General features: G+C 64.1%; 17 protein-coding genes. 11 read left to right on the top strand and 6 right to left on the bottom strand.

All coding sequences use genetic code 11. From position 1 onward, the window contains the following. The first annotated feature begins 12 nt into the window (after nt 1–12). Both trpB and trpA read left to right on the top strand, forming a co-directional pair. Nucleotides 13–1,221, top strand: a complete 1,209-nt coding sequence (gene trpB / locus HMPREF2559_RS10665) for a tryptophan synthase subunit beta (protein ID WP_066512507.1) — start codon at nt 13–15, stop codon at nt 1,219–1,221. Nucleotides 1,222–1,223: 2 nt separating this feature from the next. Next, a complete protein-coding gene (trpA, locus tag HMPREF2559_RS10660) occupies nt 1,224–2,066 on the top strand; it encodes a tryptophan synthase subunit alpha (protein ID WP_070540686.1) in 843 nt (280 codons plus the stop codon). A 330-nt stretch (nt 2,067–2,396) separates the two neighbouring features. Here trpA and HMPREF2559_RS10650 read toward each other — a convergent pair whose 3' ends face one another. Beyond that, on the bottom strand, nt 2,397–3,617 hold the full coding sequence (locus HMPREF2559_RS10650; RefSeq protein WP_070540680.1) for a dicarboxylate/amino acid:cation symporter: 1,221 nt from the start codon (nt 3,615–3,617) through the stop codon (nt 2,397–2,399). Nucleotides 3,618–3,857: 240 nt separating this feature from the next. Between HMPREF2559_RS10650 and HMPREF2559_RS10645 the strand changes: the two genes are divergently transcribed. The 5 genes from HMPREF2559_RS10645 (at nt 3,858) to HMPREF2559_RS10625 (ending at nt 6,832) form a co-directional block, all read left to right on the top strand. Beyond that, the gene (locus HMPREF2559_RS10645; protein ID WP_066492676.1) at nt 3,858–4,271 is read left to right on the top strand and encodes an SdpI family protein; all 414 of its coding nucleotides are present in this window, start codon (nt 3,858–3,860) and stop codon (nt 4,269–4,271) included. Between the two features lie 236 nt (nt 4,272–4,507). Then, complete coding sequence (locus tag HMPREF2559_RS10640; RefSeq protein WP_070540677.1) at nt 4,508–5,074, top strand: hypothetical protein; 567 nt, start codon at nt 4,508–4,510, stop codon at nt 5,072–5,074. 20 nt (nt 5,075–5,094) lie between these two features. Continuing rightward, nucleotides 5,095–5,472, top strand: a complete 378-nt coding sequence (locus tag HMPREF2559_RS10635) for a Rieske (2Fe-2S) protein (protein WP_066492682.1) — start codon at nt 5,095–5,097, stop codon at nt 5,470–5,472. Between the two features lie 61 nt (nt 5,473–5,533). After that, the gene (locus HMPREF2559_RS10630) at nt 5,534–6,508 is read left to right on the top strand and encodes a bile acid:sodium symporter family protein (RefSeq protein ID WP_066492684.1); all 975 of its coding nucleotides are present in this window, start codon (nt 5,534–5,536) and stop codon (nt 6,506–6,508) included. 6 nt (nt 6,509–6,514) lie between these two features. Further along, nucleotides 6,515–6,832 (top strand): hypothetical protein, encoded by a 318-nt coding sequence (locus HMPREF2559_RS10625; RefSeq protein WP_066492685.1) that lies wholly within the window; start codon nt 6,515–6,517, stop codon nt 6,830–6,832. 17 nt (nt 6,833–6,849) lie between these two features. Here HMPREF2559_RS10625 and HMPREF2559_RS10620 read toward each other — a convergent pair whose 3' ends face one another. From HMPREF2559_RS10620 to HMPREF2559_RS10605, 4 genes are read right to left on the bottom strand one after another with little or no spacing between them, the layout of a single operon-like run. Next, complete coding sequence (locus HMPREF2559_RS10620) at nt 6,850–7,182, bottom strand: branched-chain amino acid transporter permease (protein WP_066492686.1); 333 nt, start codon at nt 7,180–7,182, stop codon at nt 6,850–6,852. After that, nucleotides 7,182–7,925 carry an AzlC family ABC transporter permease gene (locus HMPREF2559_RS10615; protein WP_066492692.1) on the bottom strand — a complete coding sequence of 248 codons (744 nt, stop codon included), beginning with the start codon at nt 7,923–7,925 and terminating at the stop codon, nt 7,182–7,184. Before HMPREF2559_RS10615 ends, HMPREF2559_RS10620 begins: the two co-directional genes overlap by 1 nt. Nucleotides 7,926–7,979: 54 nt before the next feature. After that, entirely contained in the window at nt 7,980–8,576 is a 597-nt protein-coding gene (locus HMPREF2559_RS10610) for a YqgE/AlgH family protein (RefSeq protein WP_066492698.1), read from the bottom strand. Nucleotides 8,577–8,578: 2 nt separating this feature from the next. After that, nucleotides 8,579–10,045 carry a CCA tRNA nucleotidyltransferase gene (locus tag HMPREF2559_RS10605; RefSeq protein WP_066492700.1) on the bottom strand — a complete coding sequence of 489 codons (1,467 nt, stop codon included), beginning with the start codon at nt 10,043–10,045 and terminating at the stop codon, nt 8,579–8,581. A gap of 28 nt (nt 10,046–10,073) precedes the next feature. Here HMPREF2559_RS10605 and HMPREF2559_RS10600 point away from each other — a divergent pair, with 28 nt between their 5' ends. From HMPREF2559_RS10600 to HMPREF2559_RS10590, 3 genes are read left to right on the top strand one after another with little or no spacing between them, the layout of a single operon-like run. Beyond that, nucleotides 10,074–10,691, top strand: coding sequence for an NUDIX hydrolase (locus HMPREF2559_RS10600; protein WP_070540674.1), 618 nt, complete (start codon nt 10,074–10,076; stop codon nt 10,689–10,691). Then, the gene (locus HMPREF2559_RS10595; protein ID WP_070540670.1) at nt 10,688–12,823 is read left to right on the top strand and encodes a hypothetical protein; all 2,136 of its coding nucleotides are present in this window, start codon (nt 10,688–10,690) and stop codon (nt 12,821–12,823) included. Before HMPREF2559_RS10600 ends, HMPREF2559_RS10595 begins: the two co-directional genes overlap by 4 nt. 8 nt (nt 12,824–12,831) lie before the next feature. Beyond that, nucleotides 12,832–16,077 (top strand): murein biosynthesis integral membrane protein MurJ, encoded by a 3,246-nt coding sequence (locus HMPREF2559_RS10590; protein ID WP_066492705.1) that lies wholly within the window; start codon nt 12,832–12,834, stop codon nt 16,075–16,077. A gap of 155 nt (nt 16,078–16,232) precedes the next feature. On the opposite strand, the gene HMPREF2559_RS10585 is transcribed toward HMPREF2559_RS10590, so the two are convergent. Beyond that, nucleotides 16,233–16,802, bottom strand: coding sequence for a glutamate synthase-related protein (locus tag HMPREF2559_RS10585; protein WP_066492706.1), 570 nt, complete (start codon nt 16,800–16,802; stop codon nt 16,233–16,235). A 130-nt stretch (nt 16,803–16,932) separates the two neighbouring features. Here HMPREF2559_RS10585 and HMPREF2559_RS10580 point away from each other — a divergent pair, with 130 nt between their 5' ends. After that, complete coding sequence (locus HMPREF2559_RS10580) at nt 16,933–17,466, top strand: YceI family protein (RefSeq protein ID WP_066492710.1); 534 nt, start codon at nt 16,933–16,935, stop codon at nt 17,464–17,466. Nucleotides 17,467–17,598 lie beyond the last annotated feature (132 nt).

The raw sequence follows: 17,598 nt of genomic DNA, 5'->3' as shown, positions 1-17,598 counted from the left end.
GAGGATTACACAATGACAGTTTCACGTGAAACACCGACTTTGCTGCCAGCGTACTTCGGCGAGTTCGGCGGACAGTTCGTCCCCGAGTCGCTCATTCCGGCGCTTGACCAACTGGAGAAGGCTTTTGTCGACGCGCAGAACGACCCTTCGTTCCGTGCTGAATTGAAGGGCTACCTCAAGGACTACTTGGGGCGCCCGACGCCACTCACGGAGGCGACGAAACTCGGCGGGAAAGCGCGTATTTTCCTCAAGCGCGAGGATCTGGTCCACGGCGGCGCGCATAAGACGAACCAGGTGATTGGCCAGGCGCTACTCGCCAAGCGCATGGGCAAAACGCGCATCATCGCGGAGACCGGCGCCGGCCAGCATGGCACGGCCACCGCACTCGCGTGCGCGCTGCTCGACCTCGACTGCGTTATCTACATGGGCGCCAAGGACGTCGAGCGCCAGCAGCCCAACGTCTACCGCATGGAGCTCATGGGCGCGAAGGTCGTTCCGGTCGACTCCGGCTCGGGCACACTCAAGGACGCCGTGAATGAGGCACTGCGCGACTGGACGGCAACGTTCCACGAGTCACACTACCTCCTCGGCACCGCGGCGGGTCCGCACCCGTTCCCGACCATTGTGCGCGAGTTCCACCGCGTCATCTCCGAGGAAGCCAAGGCGCAGATGCTCGAGCGCACCGGCGGTCTGCCGGACCTCGTCGTCGCCTGCGTAGGCGGCGGCTCGAACGCCATCGGCATGTTCGCGGACTTCATCGACGAGGAAGGCGTCGAGCTCGTCGGCGCCGAGCCCGGGGGAGCGGGTCTCGACTCCGGCAAGCACGGCGCCACCATCAACAACGGCACGATCGGCATCCTCCACGGCGCACGCAGCTACCTCATGCGCAACGCGGACGGCCAGGTGGAGGAGTCCTACTCAATCTCCGCCGGCCTCGACTACCCGGGTGTCGGCCCGCAGCACGCCTACCTCTCACAGACGGGTCGCGCGACATACGTAGGAATCACGGACGCGGAGGCACTCGAGGCCTTCCAGATCCTGTCCCGCAAGGAAGGAATCATCCCCGCCCTCGAGTCCTCGCACGCTCTCGCGTACGCGCTCAAGCGCAAGGATGAGGACATCACTATCCTCGTCTCACTCTCTGGCCGCGGCGACAAGGACATCGCCCACGTGCGCCGCACGCTCGAGGCCCACCCGGAATACGTCTACAAGGAGGACTAATCATGGATCGCTACAGCCAACTTTTTGAGACCCTGAAGCAGCGCGGCGAAGGCGCTTTCGTCCCCTTCATCATGCTCGGCGATCCGACACCGGACGCCACTCTCACCGTCGTCCGTGCAGCGGTGGCAGGCGGTGCCGATGCCCTCGAGCTCGGCGTGCCCTTCTCCGACCCGGTCGCAGACGGCCCGACCATCCAGGCCTCCCATATCCGCGCACTCACCAACGGCGCGACCGTCGATACCGCCATCGCACAGATCACGCAGATCCGCGCGGAGTTCCCCGAGCTTCCCCTCGGCATGCTCATTTACGGCAACGTGCCGTTTACGCGCGGCCTCGACCGCTTCTACACGGAGTTCAAGGACGCTGGCGCGGATAGCATCTTGCTTCCCGATGTCCCCGTGCGCGAGGGCGCACCCTTCGTTGCCGCCGCAAAGAAAGCGGATATCAATCCGATCTTCATCGCCCCAGCCCGCGCGACGGAGCACACCCTCGAGGGCGTCGCCGCCAGCTCGAAGGGCTATATCTACGCGATCTCCCGCGACGGCGTGACGGGCACGGAGAAGGAGTCCGAGACTCTCGGCCTCGACGAAGTCGTCGCTAACGTCGCCCGATTCGGCGGCGCGCCGGTCCTCCTCGGCTTCGGCATCTCCACCCCGGAGCATGTCGCGGCGGCCATCAAGGCCGGCGCCGCCGGTGCCATCACTGGCTCGGCGCTCACCAAGATCATTGAGAAGCACCTCGTCACCATCGACGAGGAAGCGGGCACGACGCGCGTCGAGGACCTCGACGCGCTCGCCAAGGACGTGACGGAGTTCGTCTCCGCCATGAAGGCGGAGACGCGTTAACGACGCAGGAGGAGGACAATGTCTCCTGCCGAGGAGCTACCCTCCTCGGAGTTGTCCTTGGGGGCATCGGCAGCATTATGCAGCTTCACGGTGTTCTCTTGCGTCCCCTCCTGGGGAGTCGGCGCCAGGATGACGGGAAGCGGAACCTCATTGCTTCTCCCGAAATGTGTAAGAGTTCCGTTTCTCATCTTCTCAAAAGTTTCTTCATAAGAGAAGACGGACGGCGCATGCGTCGCGTCTTTCACGTGGGAACGCGCCTGGATAACACCTCACAGTGTCCAAGAATGACCAAAGGCCCAGCCTTTCGGCTGGGCCTCATTCTTAGTGTTGTTACTCTTCTGTGGCGGCGAGGGCGGCGCGCTCCGCCTCGTCCTCGCTGATCTTCTTGCCCGCGAATCGATCCACGATCATCGCGATGGCACCGTCACCCGTGACGTTAGCAGCGGTACCCACGGAGTCGATCGCGATGTACGCGGCGATCATGAGCGCGACGAGGGAATCATCGAAGCCCATGTTGGACTGGAGAAGGCCAACGGCAACCATGACGGCACCGCCAGGAACACCCGGGGCAGCGACCATCATGATGCCCAGCAGGAAGATGAATCCGAAGGCGGAACCAGCAGAGACATCCATGCCCGTAAGGAAGACGATGGCAAACGCGTAGAGCGTCAGCTTCATCATGGAACCCGAGAGGTGAATCGTGGCGCAGAGCGGGATGACGAAGCCGGCGACTGGCTTGCTGATGCCATTCTTCAAGGCCGAATCCAGCGTCACCGGAATGGAGGCAGCCGAAGAGGACGTGCCCAATGCCGTAAAATAGGCCGGCGCCATGTTCTTCAGGGCAGTAAACGGGTTCTTGCCCGCGATGGCGCCCGCGACGACGTACTGGAAGATGAGGTACACGATGGTCATCACGACGGCGAGGATAAGCACCTTGGTAAACGCAACGAGGACGTCACCCAGGTTGCCGTTCATGCCCAGGGACAGGAACATGCCAAAGATGTAAATGGGCAGCAACGGGATAACAAAGCCCCAGATGACCTTGATAACAACGTTCTCGGTTTCCTTGATGACGCGGTACAGATTGTCCGACTTCACCGTCGTCATGGCAACACCCACGCAGAAGCTGAGCAGGAGGGCGGTCATGACCTCAAAGGGCGCGGGCATCTCCACCGTGAAGAAGGGCTCTAAGGCGCCCTCGTCGATGTCGGAGACGTTCGTATTGATGGACTGACCTGCCAGCAAGGTGGGGTAGAGGGCCAACGACAGGCCGTAGGCAATCGCACCAGAGAGAATGGTGGAGCCATACGCAATACCCGCGGTAATACCCAGCCACTTACCCGCGCCGCGTCCAAGACCCGCGATGGCGGGCGCGACGAGCGCGAAGATAAGGACAGGAATAAAGAAGTTAAGGAAGTTACCGAAGAGCCCGTTGAAGGTAGCGAAGATGCGGCCGAGCCACACCGGCGCGAAGAAGCTGACGATAACGCCCAGGATGATGGCGACAATAATCTTGAAGAGAAGACTATTCGCAATGCTCTTGAGGTTCATGGCAGTACTTTCACAAAGATAAAGGGAGCCTGTGGTGGGAGGCTACTCCGCACCCCCCAAGCGACCAGCCACAACGCAGCGCGGCCTCCCGAGGGAGTGAAGCAGGTCGGCCGAATTTCTATTGGTCGACATACTCATTGAGGTTACCCCACACCCATGGGAATAATGAATACATATGCGGCGAGTGTGCCCGGTGGGACGATTACGGCCGCGGGGGAGGCACCGTTTAGAATGGAGCCCATGGTTGCACTCGGAGTCATTCTCCTTATTCTCGCTGTAGCGCTCGTCGTCATCGGCGGCCTCGCTGCTGCCCGCAAGCTACCGGGCAATAACGTCATCGGACTCCGTGTCGAGGAAGCTCGCAAGTCGCGCGAGGCATGGGAGTTCGCCCACTCCGTCGCTGGCCCAGTATGGATCCTCGGTGGCGTCGCACTCCTCTTCGGTGGCCTCGTCGCGCTCATCGCCCACGGGTGGATGTGGATCATCCCCGCGCTCGGCTTCATCGTCGCCGTGCTCGCCGTCTCCGTCGGCGCCAACATGGGCGCCCGCGCCGCATTCCTCTTCGACCAGAACGAAAAGGCAAAGGAAGCCGCCGGCCCCGCAGTCGATCTCACGGCCTTGCGCCGGGCCGCCCGCAAAGCGGACAACAAGTAAACGTACACCGCGGTTCTGCCGCGGTTCTTTTTTAATCCTATAGTGGACTAAACCCATTACATCATTTGCCCAACTTTTTAATTCGTTTGCCGTCACAGTGACTAAATAAACAAGAGGCTGAGCCTGTCCACAAAACCTAGTCTTCGTTGGTGTTCGCCACTTATTCGCCGCACGGAATCCCCCTCACGGAGGGGTGAGACATGACAGCATCTTCTATAACAGGCACACTGGAACGCATGAAATCTTTGAGCGCGCTTCCCCTCCTCACTGCCTCTACTCTCGCACTTGCTTCGTGCTCCTCGACCGCAGACACTTCGGACGCACCAAGCTCGGAGCCGGTGACCACCGAGATGACCGCCACCACCGAAACGTCGGCCGCTCCGCACACCTTTTCCGCCGAGACGACCTCACCGTCGGCCATGTCGAAGGGCGTCAACGTACCAGGCTTCCGTTCCAATCTCGAGCAGGCCGGATACACCTGCGATGAGGATGATGACTGTACCCGCACAGCAGACGCTGCAACGTATGAGGTCGACTTCGATTCGGACTCCGTCTCCGCGACAGTGACCGGCGCTCCCAACGATAGAGAGAAGCACATCGACGCCATTCTTTCCGATGTCGGCGTGGCCCTCGGCGAATATGACTTCGGCGAGACCTCATGGACCGAGATTAAGGAATGGACGCTCTCCAACACGGCCGCCGACGCGGCACGCGATGACGCCGAGGCAATACTGGGGAATATTCACCTCGAGGCGGAGAATGACGACGACGGCTACGGCGTGGACATTGACCTCACGGCCTAACTACCCGCTAGGGTAGAGGCATGACCTTTCGATGCTCCCGCCGAGCTTTCCTCCTCGGCACTGCCACCACCTTCGCAGGGGCCTACCTGGCCGCCTGCGGTAAAGAGCCCACCGCCGAGGTAGCCGCCACCGAAATTCCTGTTGGGTCTGGCGTCATCGTCGACGGTGTTATCTTCGCCCAGCCAGAGGAAGGCGTGTTCAAGGCTTACTCCACGACGTGCCCGCACCAGCAGAACCCGATCTCCAAGATCCAGGGCGGCAACGCCATCTGCACGAAGCACATGAGCACGTTCGATCTCGCCACGGGCGAGGTCGTCTCCGGCCCAGCGCCCACCGGTCTCACAGCCTTCGGCGTGGAATCTGACGGCACGACGGTAAAGAATACCGCTGCCGGCTAATCTCCCAACACGTAGTTTCACGTGAAACATCGCGCCGCGGCGCCCGCGTAGACTGCAAGGCATGCTCGCACGCTTGAAAAACACCGACCCACTGATCGTCCTCATCCTCAGCGCGGTCGTTTTAGCCACCATCCTGCCCGCGCGCGGCGCCTTCGCGGACGCGTTCTCCATCGCGACGAATATCGCGATCGCGCTCCTCTTCTACCTCTACGGGGCGCGTCTTTCCACGTCTGAGGCCCTCAATGGCCTCAAGCACTGGAAGCTCCACCTCACAATTCTGGCATTCACGTTCGTCGTGTATCCGCTCGTCGGCCTTGCGCTCCGACCCCTCAGTGGACTCGTCGGCGAGGATATGTATCTAGGCATCCTGTACCTCACACTCGTGCCCTCCACGGTGCAATCCTCCGTCGCGTTCACCTCCATCGCCCGCGGCAACGTGGCGGGCGCCATCGTTTCGGCCTCACTGTCCAACCTGGCAGGCGTCCTCCTCACTCCACTGCTCGTTATGCTGTGCATGGGTGTGGGCTCCGGCATTCACATCGACTCCTCCGTCTTCATTGATCTCGCCGTCCTGCTTCTTCTACCCTTCTTCCTGGGCCAAATCACTCGCCGCTGGGTAGGCACGTTCGCCGCTACCAAGGGCACCAAGATCGTCGACCGTGGGTCTATCGCCATGGTTGTGTACTCCGCATTCTCCGCCGGCATTGTGGGCGGCATCTGGTCCAATATCGGAGTGTGGCAGGTGCTCTTCCTCGTCCTCTTCTCCATCGTCATGGTCGTCTTCATGCTGTGGCTCACACAGCGCGGATCCAAGCTCCTGGGCTTCGACCGCAGCGACACGCGCGCCATCGAATTCTGCGGCACGAAGAAGTCACTCGCGACGGGCCTGCCCATGGCTTCGGTCATTTTCGGCGCAGGCGGCGCGCAGCTCGCCCTCCTCGTCCTGCCCCTCATGATTTTCCACCAAGTACAGCTCATGATCTGTTCATGGCTGGCCGCCCGCTACGCCCGCCAAGAAGAGACGCCGGTAAGATAGTCCACCATGAGCACCTTCCTCCACGTCCGCACCACCATGACCATCCCGCAGGTGGGCGTTGCCATCCACGTCGCCGAGCTCGAGGAGCTGTCGCCCACAACCTGCCGCATGCACCGCCTGGTTGCTCTTGCCCCCAATGACGCCGTGGTGGGCGCCGCGACTCCTCAGGCCGCGCAGGGCGACGCACAAATTCCCCTCGCCGAGGTGCCGCACCCCAACACCTATGATTCCTACGAGGGCATGGAGGCCGAGCGTCTCAGCCTGGAGGACTTTGAGGCGCTGTGGGCCGAAGCCACCGCCCGCTTCCCGGAGCTCTCATACTGATGCTCCAACCTGCGCGGCTAGAACACTAGATTCACCAGCGCCATATACGCGAGCGTGCCTCCGATAATGGAGAGCCCCGAGGTGTGGCGCCACAGGTGCAACCCCACCGTCGCCGCCACGCCGAGGAGCGCCGCGAGCAGCCCGCCGGGTGCCTCACGCTGGCCGAAGACCGTGTACACCACGAGCACCGTCATCACTCCCACGGGCATGAGCAGGCCCAGCAGGCTAATGAACTGGTTATTCTTGAAGGCCTTGACGAAGCCAAACGGCAGCCATCGAATAAGTACCGTCACCACACACACGGGCAGCAGTACGGCGAAGATGGCGCCCAGGGTCACTCCTTCTGGCATTAGTCCACCACCTGTGCAGAGCTTTCCGATGCCCCCCGTTTCCAGGTGAGTGCCGCATCGAGCCGCGGCGAGAAGAAGCGCGCAATGAGCACGAGGAAGTACGCGACAAGCGCGACCATGAGCATCTGGCCGGGAACAAGCAGTGCACAGATGAGTGCAATGATGCCGGAGATGACGGGCAGCGAGTAGTCCGGGTTGTTCTTAAAGGAGTCGAAGGCGAGCACCACGAACAGTGCGACGAGCGCGAACTCCATGCCCTGGACCGAGTCGGGAACAGCCTGGCCGGCCACCGCACCGACGATGCCTGGCAGCACCCAGAGCGCTTGGCAGAAGATCTGAATGGTGAGCACCCGTGGACCGGAGAGCTTTTCACCGCGCGGCAGGGCGGAGACGATCGCGTAGGACTCGTCTGTGAGTGCATACGTCGAGTAGGCACGTCCCAGCACCGAACGAATACTATCGCGGGGGAAGGTCAGGCCGTAGAAGATATGGCGGAAGTTGACCATAAAACCCGTCACGGCCGCCGCAGTCGCCGAGACACCCGAGGTAATCATGGCGACGGCAAGGAATTCCATGGAACCGGCGTAGATCACGAAGGAGAAGATGGGCGCCCACCACCACGCGAAGCCGGTCTGGACCATGAGCAGACCGAAGGCGAGGCCGAGAGGAATAAGTCCCAAGCCCACGGCCCAGGTATCAGCAAGGCCCTTCTTTATCTCTGCACGCGTGTCCACGGAATTCATGGAGCCAGCATACCAATCCCGCTACATGGTATGAACGCCCCGCAGTACGGGAATCTAATTCGCGTCGGCGCTCCGCGGGAACGTCGAGAACAGGGGGAGAGGCATGGGCTGACGCTTCATCACGTCGCCCCACAGATCGGCCGGGCCAGGCGTGAGCACGTCCTGCGCTAGCGCCGGTGCGACGTACCAATCGCCGTCCGCGATTTCCTCTTCAAGCTGACCGGGCGCCCACTCCGCGTAGCCTGCGAAGAGACGCATGCCGGCGAGGCGATCTTCGAGCTCGGAAGGCTCCGCACGCAGATCCACGAGTGCCAGACGCGGCGCGATCTTGGAGAGCACGTCATCCTCGTCGAAGGTGACGCCGGGCTGCGTCATGCCCAGGCCCAGCACGGACTGCTGGTTAAGCGGGCCGCCGATGTAGAGGGCCTGCGGCTTGGTCACGAGCGGCAGCCACTCGGGCAGCACGTTGAAGACGGCGACCTCGGAGCGTTGGGTGAGCACGACGCCGAAGGTCATCTCCGCGTTGTGCTCGAGGATGAGCACGACGGAGCGCGCGAACTCGGAAGAGCGCATGCCGGGCGCGGCGATGAGGAGCTGGCCGCGCGCTGGCTCGTTGCGTTCGAGGGCCTTAAACAGTCGGTCGGCGTACATAGCTATCTAGATTCCCACCACTCGCGCAGCTTCGCAATCGCAACCTCGCGCTCGAGGGGACCTTCCTCGAGGCGTAGCTCCTTCATAAAGTTCCACGCTTTGCCGACCTCGGGACCCGGCTTCAAGTCGAGGATCTCCATAATCTCGTTGCCGTCCAGGTCGGGGCGCACGCGCGCCAAGTCTTCCTTCGCGGCGATCTCCGCGATGCGCTCCTCGAGCAGGTCGTACGTCCGCGCGAGGCGCGCGGCCTTCTTCTTGTTGCGCGTCGTGCAGTCCGCGCGCGTGAGCTTGTGCAGGCGGGGGAGAAGCTCGCCCGCGTCCGTGACGTAGCGGCGCACGGCGGAGTCCGTCCACGAGTCGCCATCGAAGCCGTGGAAGCGCATGTGCAGGTAGATGAGCTGCGCAATGTCCTCGGTCACGTGCTTGGGGTACTTGAGCTTGCGCAGGCGCTTGCGCGCGAGCTTGGCGCCCACGACCTCGTGGTGGTGGAAGCTCACCTTGCCGTCCGTCGTATCGCGCGTGGCGGGCTTGCCAATGTCGTGGAGGAGCGCGGCCCAGCGCAGCACGAGGTCCGGGCCATCCTCTTCCTGGTCGATGGCCTGGCGCAACACCTTGAGCGAGTGGGCATAGACGTCCTTGTGCTGCGCGTGCTCGTCCGGCTCCATGGCAATGGCGGGGATTTCCGGGAAGACGTAGTCCGCGATGCCGGAGGAGCAGAGCAAGTCGATACCGCGTTCCGGCAGCGAGCCGAGCATGAGCTTGTCCAACTCCACCTGGACGCGCTCGACGGTGATGCGCTGGATTTCGCCGGCCATGTCCTGCATGGCTGTGAGCACGCGCGGGGCGACGTCGAACTCGAGCTGGGAGGCGAAGCGCGCGGCACGGAGCATGCGCAGCGGATCGTCGTGGAAGGACTGCTCCGGCGCGGCCGGGGTGTCGAGGACGCGTGCGGCCAAGTCGCCGAGGCCGCCCATCGGGTCGTGGAACTCCGGCCCGTCGCTGCGCAGCTCAACCGCCATGGCGTTAACTTTGAAGTCCCGGCGCGTGAGGTCGCCCTCGAGCGTGTCGCCGTACGCGACCTCGGGGTTGCGCGAGTCCCCGTCATAGACGTCGGAGCGGAAGGTGGTGATTTCGATCTGCTGGCCCTTGTACGCCGCAGACACCGTGCCATAGTCGATGCCCGTGTCCCACACGGTCTCGGCCCAGTCGTCAAGGATGGCCTGCACCACGTCCGGGCGCGCCGGCGTGGTGAAGTCCAAGTCGTGACCCAGGCGGCCGAGCGCGGCGTCGCGCACGGAGCCGCCCACGAGGTAGAGCGCGTGGCCAGACTCCTCGAAGCGAGCGATGAGCCCCTCGAGCAGCGGGTAGAGCTCGCGTACCGCGGCGTCTGCCCGCGCGAGGACGCCCAGGCGTTCCGGCGAGGCGGGATCCGTACGGTCGGTGCTGTCCTGGGTGTCCTGAAAATTCACGCGGCCAAGTCTACTACGATAAGTGGCGATGACTAACCGAAATGAAGGCACCAAACCCGCACCGCGCAGGCGTCGCCGCCGCCGGCGTACCGACGGGCGTGCCAAGCGCGCGCAACAGCAGCAACGCCAGCAGTCGCGCTCGATGGAAACCCGGGACGAAACGTCCGCGGGCGGCCTCATTGTCTCCGGATTGCCGGAGGCCGTGCAGGCTGACGGTTCGGTGGATCTCTCCCAGGTCTACGTCGCGCTCATCGGGCGCCTCGACCGCCGCGGCCGCCTCCTGTGGTCCATGCCCAAAGGCCACGTCGAGGCCGGCGAGGACAAGCGCGCGACCGCCGAGCGCGAGGTCTGGGAAGAAACCGGTATCCACGGCGAGGTCTTCGCGGACCTCGGCGAGATCGACTACTGGTTCGTCTCAGACGGCGTGCGCATCCATAAGACGGTGCACCATTATCTCTTGCGGTTCCGCGACGGCATCCTCAATGACGAGGATCCGGAGGTCACCGAAGTCTCCTGGATCCCTGTGTCCCAACTCATTGAGCATTTGGCGTACGCGGACGAGCGCAAGCTCGCGCGTATCGCCCACGATCTGCTTCCTGACTTAGCCCGCGCAGACAAGGAAGCAGGGAAGGCCACGCCGCGTTGAGGCGCGCCGCTGTAGTCGCAATCGCCGCCTCCGTCGCGCTCCTCACGGCGCCCGCCCAGGCCGCGCCGACGCTCGATGACGCAGCCTGGGAGAGCGTCCGCACGCCGCAGATCGCCGAGCTCAGCGTCACGGAGATCTCCGCGCCGCGCCGCGGGGAGGATCTCCACGTCACCCTCGAGATCGTCAATACCTCTGACACCACGATGACGGATCTCCAGGTCACCACCCGGCGCGGGGACCGCGTCTCCACCGTCGACGCAGGCCGCTCAGAGCTCGCCACCGGCCAGTTCCCTTACTTCGCGGCCACCGCCGCACCCGCGGACCTGGAACCGGGGGAGCGCACCACGGTCGAGCTCCGCGTGCCCACGGGCCTCAATGATCAGGGCACCCTGGCCCTGGACGAGGACGGCGTCTACCCGCTCATGTTCGCGCTCACCGGCTTCCAGGACGGGGCGGCGCATGCGCTTGCCGATGACCGCCTCCTCCTTCCCGTCGGCGACTCCAAGGCCAAAGATTCCCTCACGGTCCTCTATCCGCTCACCGCGACCGTGGACATCGTGCCGGGCGAGACCGGCGGCGAGTCGCTCATCCTCCAGTCCGAGCAGCTCGCGGGCCAGCTCGGCCCCGAGGGGCGCCTTACCCGACTCGTCGACACGTACCTCGACCACAACCAGCCCGGTTGCGTCGTGCTCGACCCTGCGCTCGTCGACGTTGCGTCGCGTATGGCGGACGGCTACACCGTGGCGAGTAACCGGCCGTCCATCGTGAAGAAGCCACAGCGCCTGCGCGACTCCTGGGGCTCGACCAACGACACCGCGGGCGTCGAAGGCACCGGCTCCGCCGCGGCGCAGGCCTTTCTGGACAAGCTGAAGAAGCTCGACTGTATCAGCACCATGCCGTGGGCCAACGCGGACCAGAACGCCGCGGCGAAAACCCGCAACGCGTGGCTCCTCCACGAGGCCGTCGCCCGCGGCAACGAGACCATCGAGGACACCCTGGGCATAACGCCTACCACTATCCTTGTGCCCGGCAACGGCTACGTCACCTCGGATTTCACGACGAATGCCCCCTACGCGGACCTGGGCACGCCCACCGTCCTCGTCGCGGACAATACGACAGTCACGGGCAGCGAGCACTACGCGACGTATAACGCCTCGCTCGCCTCGCTGCTCGCCGCCACCGGCTCGCGCCCGGAGACCACCGCGTACTCCAACCCGGCACTGCGCTACGACTTTGCTGCCGATGCCCCCGCCTCCCGCGCGCTCAGCGCCGCCGCCGGCATCCGCCTCGCGCGCACCGAGCACGCCGCCCCAGAAGCCGATAAAGATGCACCCCTCGTGGCCAAGCTGCCCAACCAACTCGATCCGGCCGCCGCTGCGGCGGTCCTCGATGAGCTCGCGCAGGGCGCGGCCGAAAGGGGCATCGGCAAGCTGGGCGCGGCAGAGACAAACGACCAGCCGGGCAGCCCCTACGCGGACCCCGCGGCGCTGAGCGAGCCGGAAATCCTGCTGGCCGAGCAACAAGCGCGGTACGCGGACGAGCTCATGCTCATCATGGTCAATGATCCGAATATTGCGCTCACGCGCTACGGATTTACGCTGCCGCTGCGCCGCGACCTGCTCATGGCGTTGAGTCTCAACGATCGCCAGACGGCCTCCGGCTACCAGGACGCAATCGTGCGCTCGACGCGCCGCTTCGAGGCGAACTCGGAGCAGCTGCAGGAGCTGCGCGCCTCCGTCTCGCTCATTCCGCCGGGCAACGTCTATACGCGATCTTCGCAATCGTCGCCGCTGCTCATCGTCGCGGAGAACTCGCTGCCACTGCCCGTCGAGGCCCACATTAAATATGAAGGCCCTGAGTCCGCGTCCCTCAACACGCCAGAGACGCTGCGGGTGCCCGCCAAGGGTTCTATTACGGTATCGATGACGGCCGACCTGCCGACTGACCGCAGGACAGACCTCCGCCTGTGGCTCGCGACGCCTGACGGCGCGACCATCTCGCAGCCTGTCACCATTGCGGTACAGACCAGGGGCGGTATGTTAAGTGTTTACGGCCTGGGCGGTCTCGTCGCCCTGCTCGCGCTGGGCGCGCTCGCCGTGCGCCTGCGCCGGGCCTCGCATAAGAAGAAGTAGAGCTCTTTATGACATCTCAAGAACCCGCTGGCTTGCGTTCGCGCATTGTCCAACCCACTCCGCCGGCGCCCGTGCCGGTGCCACGCGCCCAACCTGAGCCCGAGCCCACGCCCGCCGAGCCGGACAAGTCGCACCTCCAGGGCGAAAACTACGTGCCGGCATCCGCTGGAGCGTCTGCCGAAAATTCAGAAGGCACCTCTGACGCCGACGTCGTCCGCGCCGGCGGCTCCATGGCCATCGCGACGCTCATCTCGCGCATCACGGGCTTCCTGCGCACCGTGCTCATTTCCTCGACGCTGGGCGCGGCCATCGCATCCGCGTTCCAGACGGCGAACCAGATTCCGAACCTCGTCACCGAGATCGTCCTCGGTGCGGTGCTCACCTCGCTCGTCGTCCCGGTCCTTGTACGCGCGGAGAAGGAAGACCCCGACCGCGGTGAGGAATTCGTGCGACGATTATTCACGCTCGCCGCCTCGCTCCTCGGCGTGGTGACCATCCTCTCCGTCGTGGGCGCGCCGCTACTCACGCGCATGATGATCAAATCGGACGGCATGGTCAACGTCGACCAAGCAACGTCCATGGCGTATCTGCTGCTCCCACAGATCTTCTTCTACGGCCTGTTCGCTCTCTTCCAGGCCATCCTCAATACGAAGAATATCTTTGCGCCCGGCGCGTGGGCCCCGGTCATCAACAACGTCATTTCCATCGCGGTGCTCCTGGCGTACTGGTTCCTGCCTGGCGAGCTCAACCCCGCCGCGCCCTCGCCAGTCACGGACCCGCACATCCTGCTCCTTGGCCTCGGCACCACGGCTGGCGTCGTGATCCAGTGCCTCATCCTTGTTCCGTACCTGCACCGCGCGGGCATTAACCTCACACCCCTGTGGGGCATCGACGCCCGCCTCAAGCAGTTCGGCTCCATGGCCATCGCGATTATCGCGTACGTCGCCATTTCCCAGGCCGGCTACGTCGTGACCTCACAGATCGCGTCCATCTCCTCTGAAGCCGCGAACGTCATCTACCAGAACCACTGGCTGCTGCTCCAGGTGCCCTACGGCGTCATCGGCGTCACCCTCCTCACGGCGATTATGCCGCGCCTGTCCCGCAACGCCGCGGACGGCGACTCGGACGCCGTGGTCCGCGACCTCACGCTGGGCACGAAGCTCACCTTCATTGCGCTTATCCCTATCGTCGTCTTCTTTACCGGCTTCGGCGTGCCCATCGCTCAAGGACTCTTCGGCTACGGCCGCTTCACCATGGACGAGGCCGAAATCCTCGGTCTCACGCTGTCCTTCTCCGCGTTCACGCTCATCCCGTACGCCCTCGTCCTACTCCACCTGCGCGTCTTCTATGCCCGCGAGGAAGCCTGGACGCCGACCTTCATCATCGCGGGCATCACCATTAGCAAGGTCGTTCTCTCCCTGCTCGCCGTGCGCGTGGCGAGCTCTCCGGACAACGTGGTCGTCCTCCTCGGTACCGCCAACGGCTTTGGCTTCGTCGCCGGCGCCGTCATCGGCGCGTTCCTTCTCAAGAGACACTTGGGCTCGCTGGGCGGGCGCGAAGTCACGAGTACTACCGTGTGGTCCGCCGGCGCGGGCGTCGTGGGCCTGCTCGTCGCTCTCGCCTTCAACTGGCTCCTGGACTTTGTCATCCCCGAGGTCCCCAGCCTCTTCATCCTCGTGCGCGTGAGCCTGTCCGGCATCGTCTTCCTCATCGTCACCGGCCTCGTCTTGTCCCGCTCCGGCCTGCCGGAGGTCCTCAACCTGGGCCGCGCGCTCCAGCGCGTCCCGGGCATGAGCCGCTTCATCAACATCAAGCCGGACGCCGGTATTCAGGTCGAGCAACCCGAGCAGGCGGAAATCCAGCCGCTCGTCGCCTTCGACGCCTTCAACTCCTCGCCGGTCCCGCCGCCGATGTCCGCCGGTATCGTCCGTGGCCCCGCCCTCGTGCCGGGTGCCCCGGTCTCTGACGGCCGCTTCCGCCTCCTCAAGGAGCACGGCTCCGTGCCGGGCGCGCGCTTCTGGCAGGCTCGCGAACAAGAGACCGGCCGCATGGTCGCGCTCACCTTCGTCGACACCACGAACCGCGCGCCGCTGGCAGCGGCCACCCCGGCCGAGGTGGCCAAACGCTCCGCCGAGGTCGCGCGCTCCACGCGCAAGCTCGCGGAGATGAGCCTGCCCACCGTCGCGGACAATATTGAAATCCTGTCCTACCGCAACGGCGGACTCGTGGTTGCGGACTGGATCGAGGGCACCGAGCTCAAGGCCGTCGCCGAGGCCGGCAACCTCGACTCCCGCGCCGTGGCTCACGCGCTCGCACCCGTGCTTGCCGATGCCGCCGCGGCCCACGCCGCCGGTCTTGCCTACGGCGTGGACAATCGCGCGCGCTTCCGCGTCGCCACGGATGGCGTGGTCCGCCTTGCCTTCCCAGGCGTGCTGAATAACGCGTCGGAGGAATCCGACCACGCGGCGCTCACGTCCGCGATTTCCACTCTCGCGCATGCCGCCAGCCCGGCCCCGCAGGCGCTCATTGATTTGGGCGAGTCTGAGGCACCGCTCGCGCTCATCGCGGACCAGCTCCGCGAATTAGGAGGCGACGCGGAGGATGCTCCGGAGGAAGAGCCGCTGCCCATCTCCGAGCCTGAGATCATCGTCGAAGACGAGGAACCGGGCTTCGGCTCCCGCGGCTACTCACGCTCCGGCGTCTTCCTCCTCGGCACGCTGGCGACCGCCTTCGTGGTGGGCATGGCTGCGCTCACCGTATGGATCATCTCGCTCATCGGCGGCGACGAGCCCGAGACTCCTGTCACGCTCTCTGCACCCACGACGACCGCTGTGTCCGGCCCCGCGCTCGTGCTCACGCCAGCTGGCGCCGTAGACGTGGCCTCTGGCAAGGAGACGACCGCGCTCACCGATGACTCCTCGAAGACGACGTGGACGACGCCCAAGGCCGATACCGGGGTGCTCCTCGAGTTGTCCCAGCCCTCCCAGCTGCGCGACGTGGTCTTCTCCCAGTCCAAGTCCACGGGCGCCGAGTACCGCGTCTTCGGCGTCACGGGCACCCCGGACCCCGCGTCGCTCGATGCTGACTCGAAGGAACTCACCGAGCTCGCCAGCGGCAAGCTCAAGTCCGCCAAGGACCACGTCGATCTGGACGAGCTGCCGGAAAAATTCGACGGCGTCCTCATCTGGTTCGACTCCCTGCCCAAGGCAGACAAGGTGACGCTCACTGACGTCCTCGTCACTGGCCGACCGTAATTCCTCCGGCGGACCCACACATATCCCTTCCGGACATATAGTGGCTCTCCGCCCAGAGCCACGAAAGCCCTATATGTCCGGAACGTACATCCGGGCACATACAAAAGCGCACTCCATGCGGAGTGCGCTTTCTGCGTTTTCTGGGATGTGGTGGCTTAGTTGGTTGCGCGCGGGTGCTTGCGGTGCAGGGCGGTAAAGGCGGTGGCGTCGGCACACTCCCAGATGCGCTGCCAGCGCTCGGAGACCTCACCGGTAAGCAGGGCGCCCGGCTCGAGCCAGTCATAGAGCTCGCCGTAGGACGTCGCATGCGCGGGGTCCACGCGGTGGAAGACATGCTCGGGACCCAAGTCCTGGAAGGAGGACAGGCCCATGGAGGCGAGGATGCGCTTGGCGGAGCGCACCACACCGTTGTGGTAGTTCGCCACGCGCTGGCCCTTGTCGTCCACGTCAACGCCGCGGGCAAGCCACGGATTCTGGGTCGCCACACCGCTCGGGCACATGTTGGTATTGCACTTCTGTGCCTGGACGCAGCCGGTGGCCATCATCATGCCGCGCGCGGAGTTCGTGAAGTCCGCGCCGAGCGCGATGCGGCGCACGACGTCCGCGCCGCCAGCAATCTTGCCGGAGGCACCGATGGCCACCTTGTCGCGCAGGCCCGTACCTACGAGCGCGTTGCGGGTGCCGAAACGCAGCCGCCGCGACGGAAATTTAGGAAATATATTCACCGGATCCTTGCAGGTGGTGATGCGTTTTCGCACATAGTAAAAGAAAATGACTTGAAGCTTGAAGTCATTGGGGTACTATGAGTGATACATCAACAAACGAACTGATTACTTATATCAAAGAGAAACAATCATGACTGTTAACGCAGGCACCTACACCCTGGATCCGGCCCACACCAACATCGGCTTTATCGCTCGCCACGCCATGGTCACCAAGGCCCGCGGCAAGTTCGAAGAGTTCGAGGGCACCATTAACGTTGCCGAGAACATCAACGAGTCCTCTGCAGACGTCACCATCAAGACCGCTTCCATTAGCACCGGCAATGAGGACCGCGACGGCCACGTCAAGGGCGACGACTTCTTCGCCGTTGAGCAGTACCCGGAGCTGACCTTCAAGGCCACCACGTTCAACGTTGACGAGTCCGGCGAGGGCACCGTCGAGGGCGAGCTCACCATCAAGGGCACCACCAAGCCGGTCACCCTCAAGGTTGAGGATGCGGGCGTCGCCGAGGATCCGTTCGGCAACACCCGCTTCGGCTTCGAGGCCACCACGAAGATCAACCGTCTCGACTACGGCATCGACTTCAACGCTCCGCTGAAGACCGGCGGCGTCCTAGTGTCCGAAGAAATCAAGATCGTCCTCGAGGTCTCTGCCATCAAGCAGTAGTTCTTCAGAAATCCGGCGCTGGGGCGCGCCCAATCGCCCCTTTCCTTCCTGACGCCGTATCCCGTGTCCTCGCGAGGCGGGATACGGCGTTTTTCGTATTACCCACACACAACTCCACCCACCCACAACAAC

Source organism: Corynebacterium sp. HMSC072G08 (assembly GCF_001809185.1).
Classification (GTDB): domain Bacteria; phylum Actinomycetota; class Actinomycetes; order Mycobacteriales; family Mycobacteriaceae; genus Corynebacterium; species Corynebacterium phoceense.
The sequence above is the reverse complement of the archived record's forward strand: the minus strand, read 5'-3'. Positions and strand labels throughout refer to the sequence as shown.

Coding starts and splice junctions, on each gene's coding strand:
- trpB (WP_066512507.1), top strand. CDS start 13: ATGACAGTTTCACGTGAAACACCGACTTTGCTGCCAGCGTACTTCGGC.
- trpA (WP_070540686.1), top strand. CDS start 1,224: ATGGATCGCTACAGCCAACTTTTTGAGACCCTGAAGCAGCGCGGCGAA.
- HMPREF2559_RS10650 (WP_070540680.1), bottom strand. CDS start 3,617: ATGAACCTCAAGAGCATTGCGAATAGTCTTCTCTTCAAGATTATTGTC.
- HMPREF2559_RS10645 (WP_066492676.1), top strand. CDS start 3,858: ATGGTTGCACTCGGAGTCATTCTCCTTATTCTCGCTGTAGCGCTCGTC.
- HMPREF2559_RS10640 (WP_070540677.1), top strand. CDS start 4,508: ATGAAATCTTTGAGCGCGCTTCCCCTCCTCACTGCCTCTACTCTCGCA.
- HMPREF2559_RS10635 (WP_066492682.1), top strand. CDS start 5,095: ATGACCTTTCGATGCTCCCGCCGAGCTTTCCTCCTCGGCACTGCCACC.
- HMPREF2559_RS10630 (WP_066492684.1), top strand. CDS start 5,534: ATGCTCGCACGCTTGAAAAACACCGACCCACTGATCGTCCTCATCCTC.
- HMPREF2559_RS10625 (WP_066492685.1), top strand. CDS start 6,515: ATGAGCACCTTCCTCCACGTCCGCACCACCATGACCATCCCGCAGGTG.
- HMPREF2559_RS10620 (WP_066492686.1), bottom strand. CDS start 7,182: ATGCCAGAAGGAGTGACCCTGGGCGCCATCTTCGCCGTACTGCTGCCC.
- HMPREF2559_RS10615 (WP_066492692.1), bottom strand. CDS start 7,925: ATGAATTCCGTGGACACGCGTGCAGAGATAAAGAAGGGCCTTGCTGAT.
- HMPREF2559_RS10610 (WP_066492698.1), bottom strand. CDS start 8,576: ATGTACGCCGACCGACTGTTTAAGGCCCTCGAACGCAACGAGCCAGCG.
- HMPREF2559_RS10600 (WP_070540674.1), top strand. CDS start 10,074: ATGACTAACCGAAATGAAGGCACCAAACCCGCACCGCGCAGGCGTCGC.
- HMPREF2559_RS10590 (WP_066492705.1), top strand. CDS start 12,832: ATGACATCTCAAGAACCCGCTGGCTTGCGTTCGCGCATTGTCCAACCC.
- HMPREF2559_RS10580 (WP_066492710.1), top strand. CDS start 16,933: ATGACTGTTAACGCAGGCACCTACACCCTGGATCCGGCCCACACCAAC.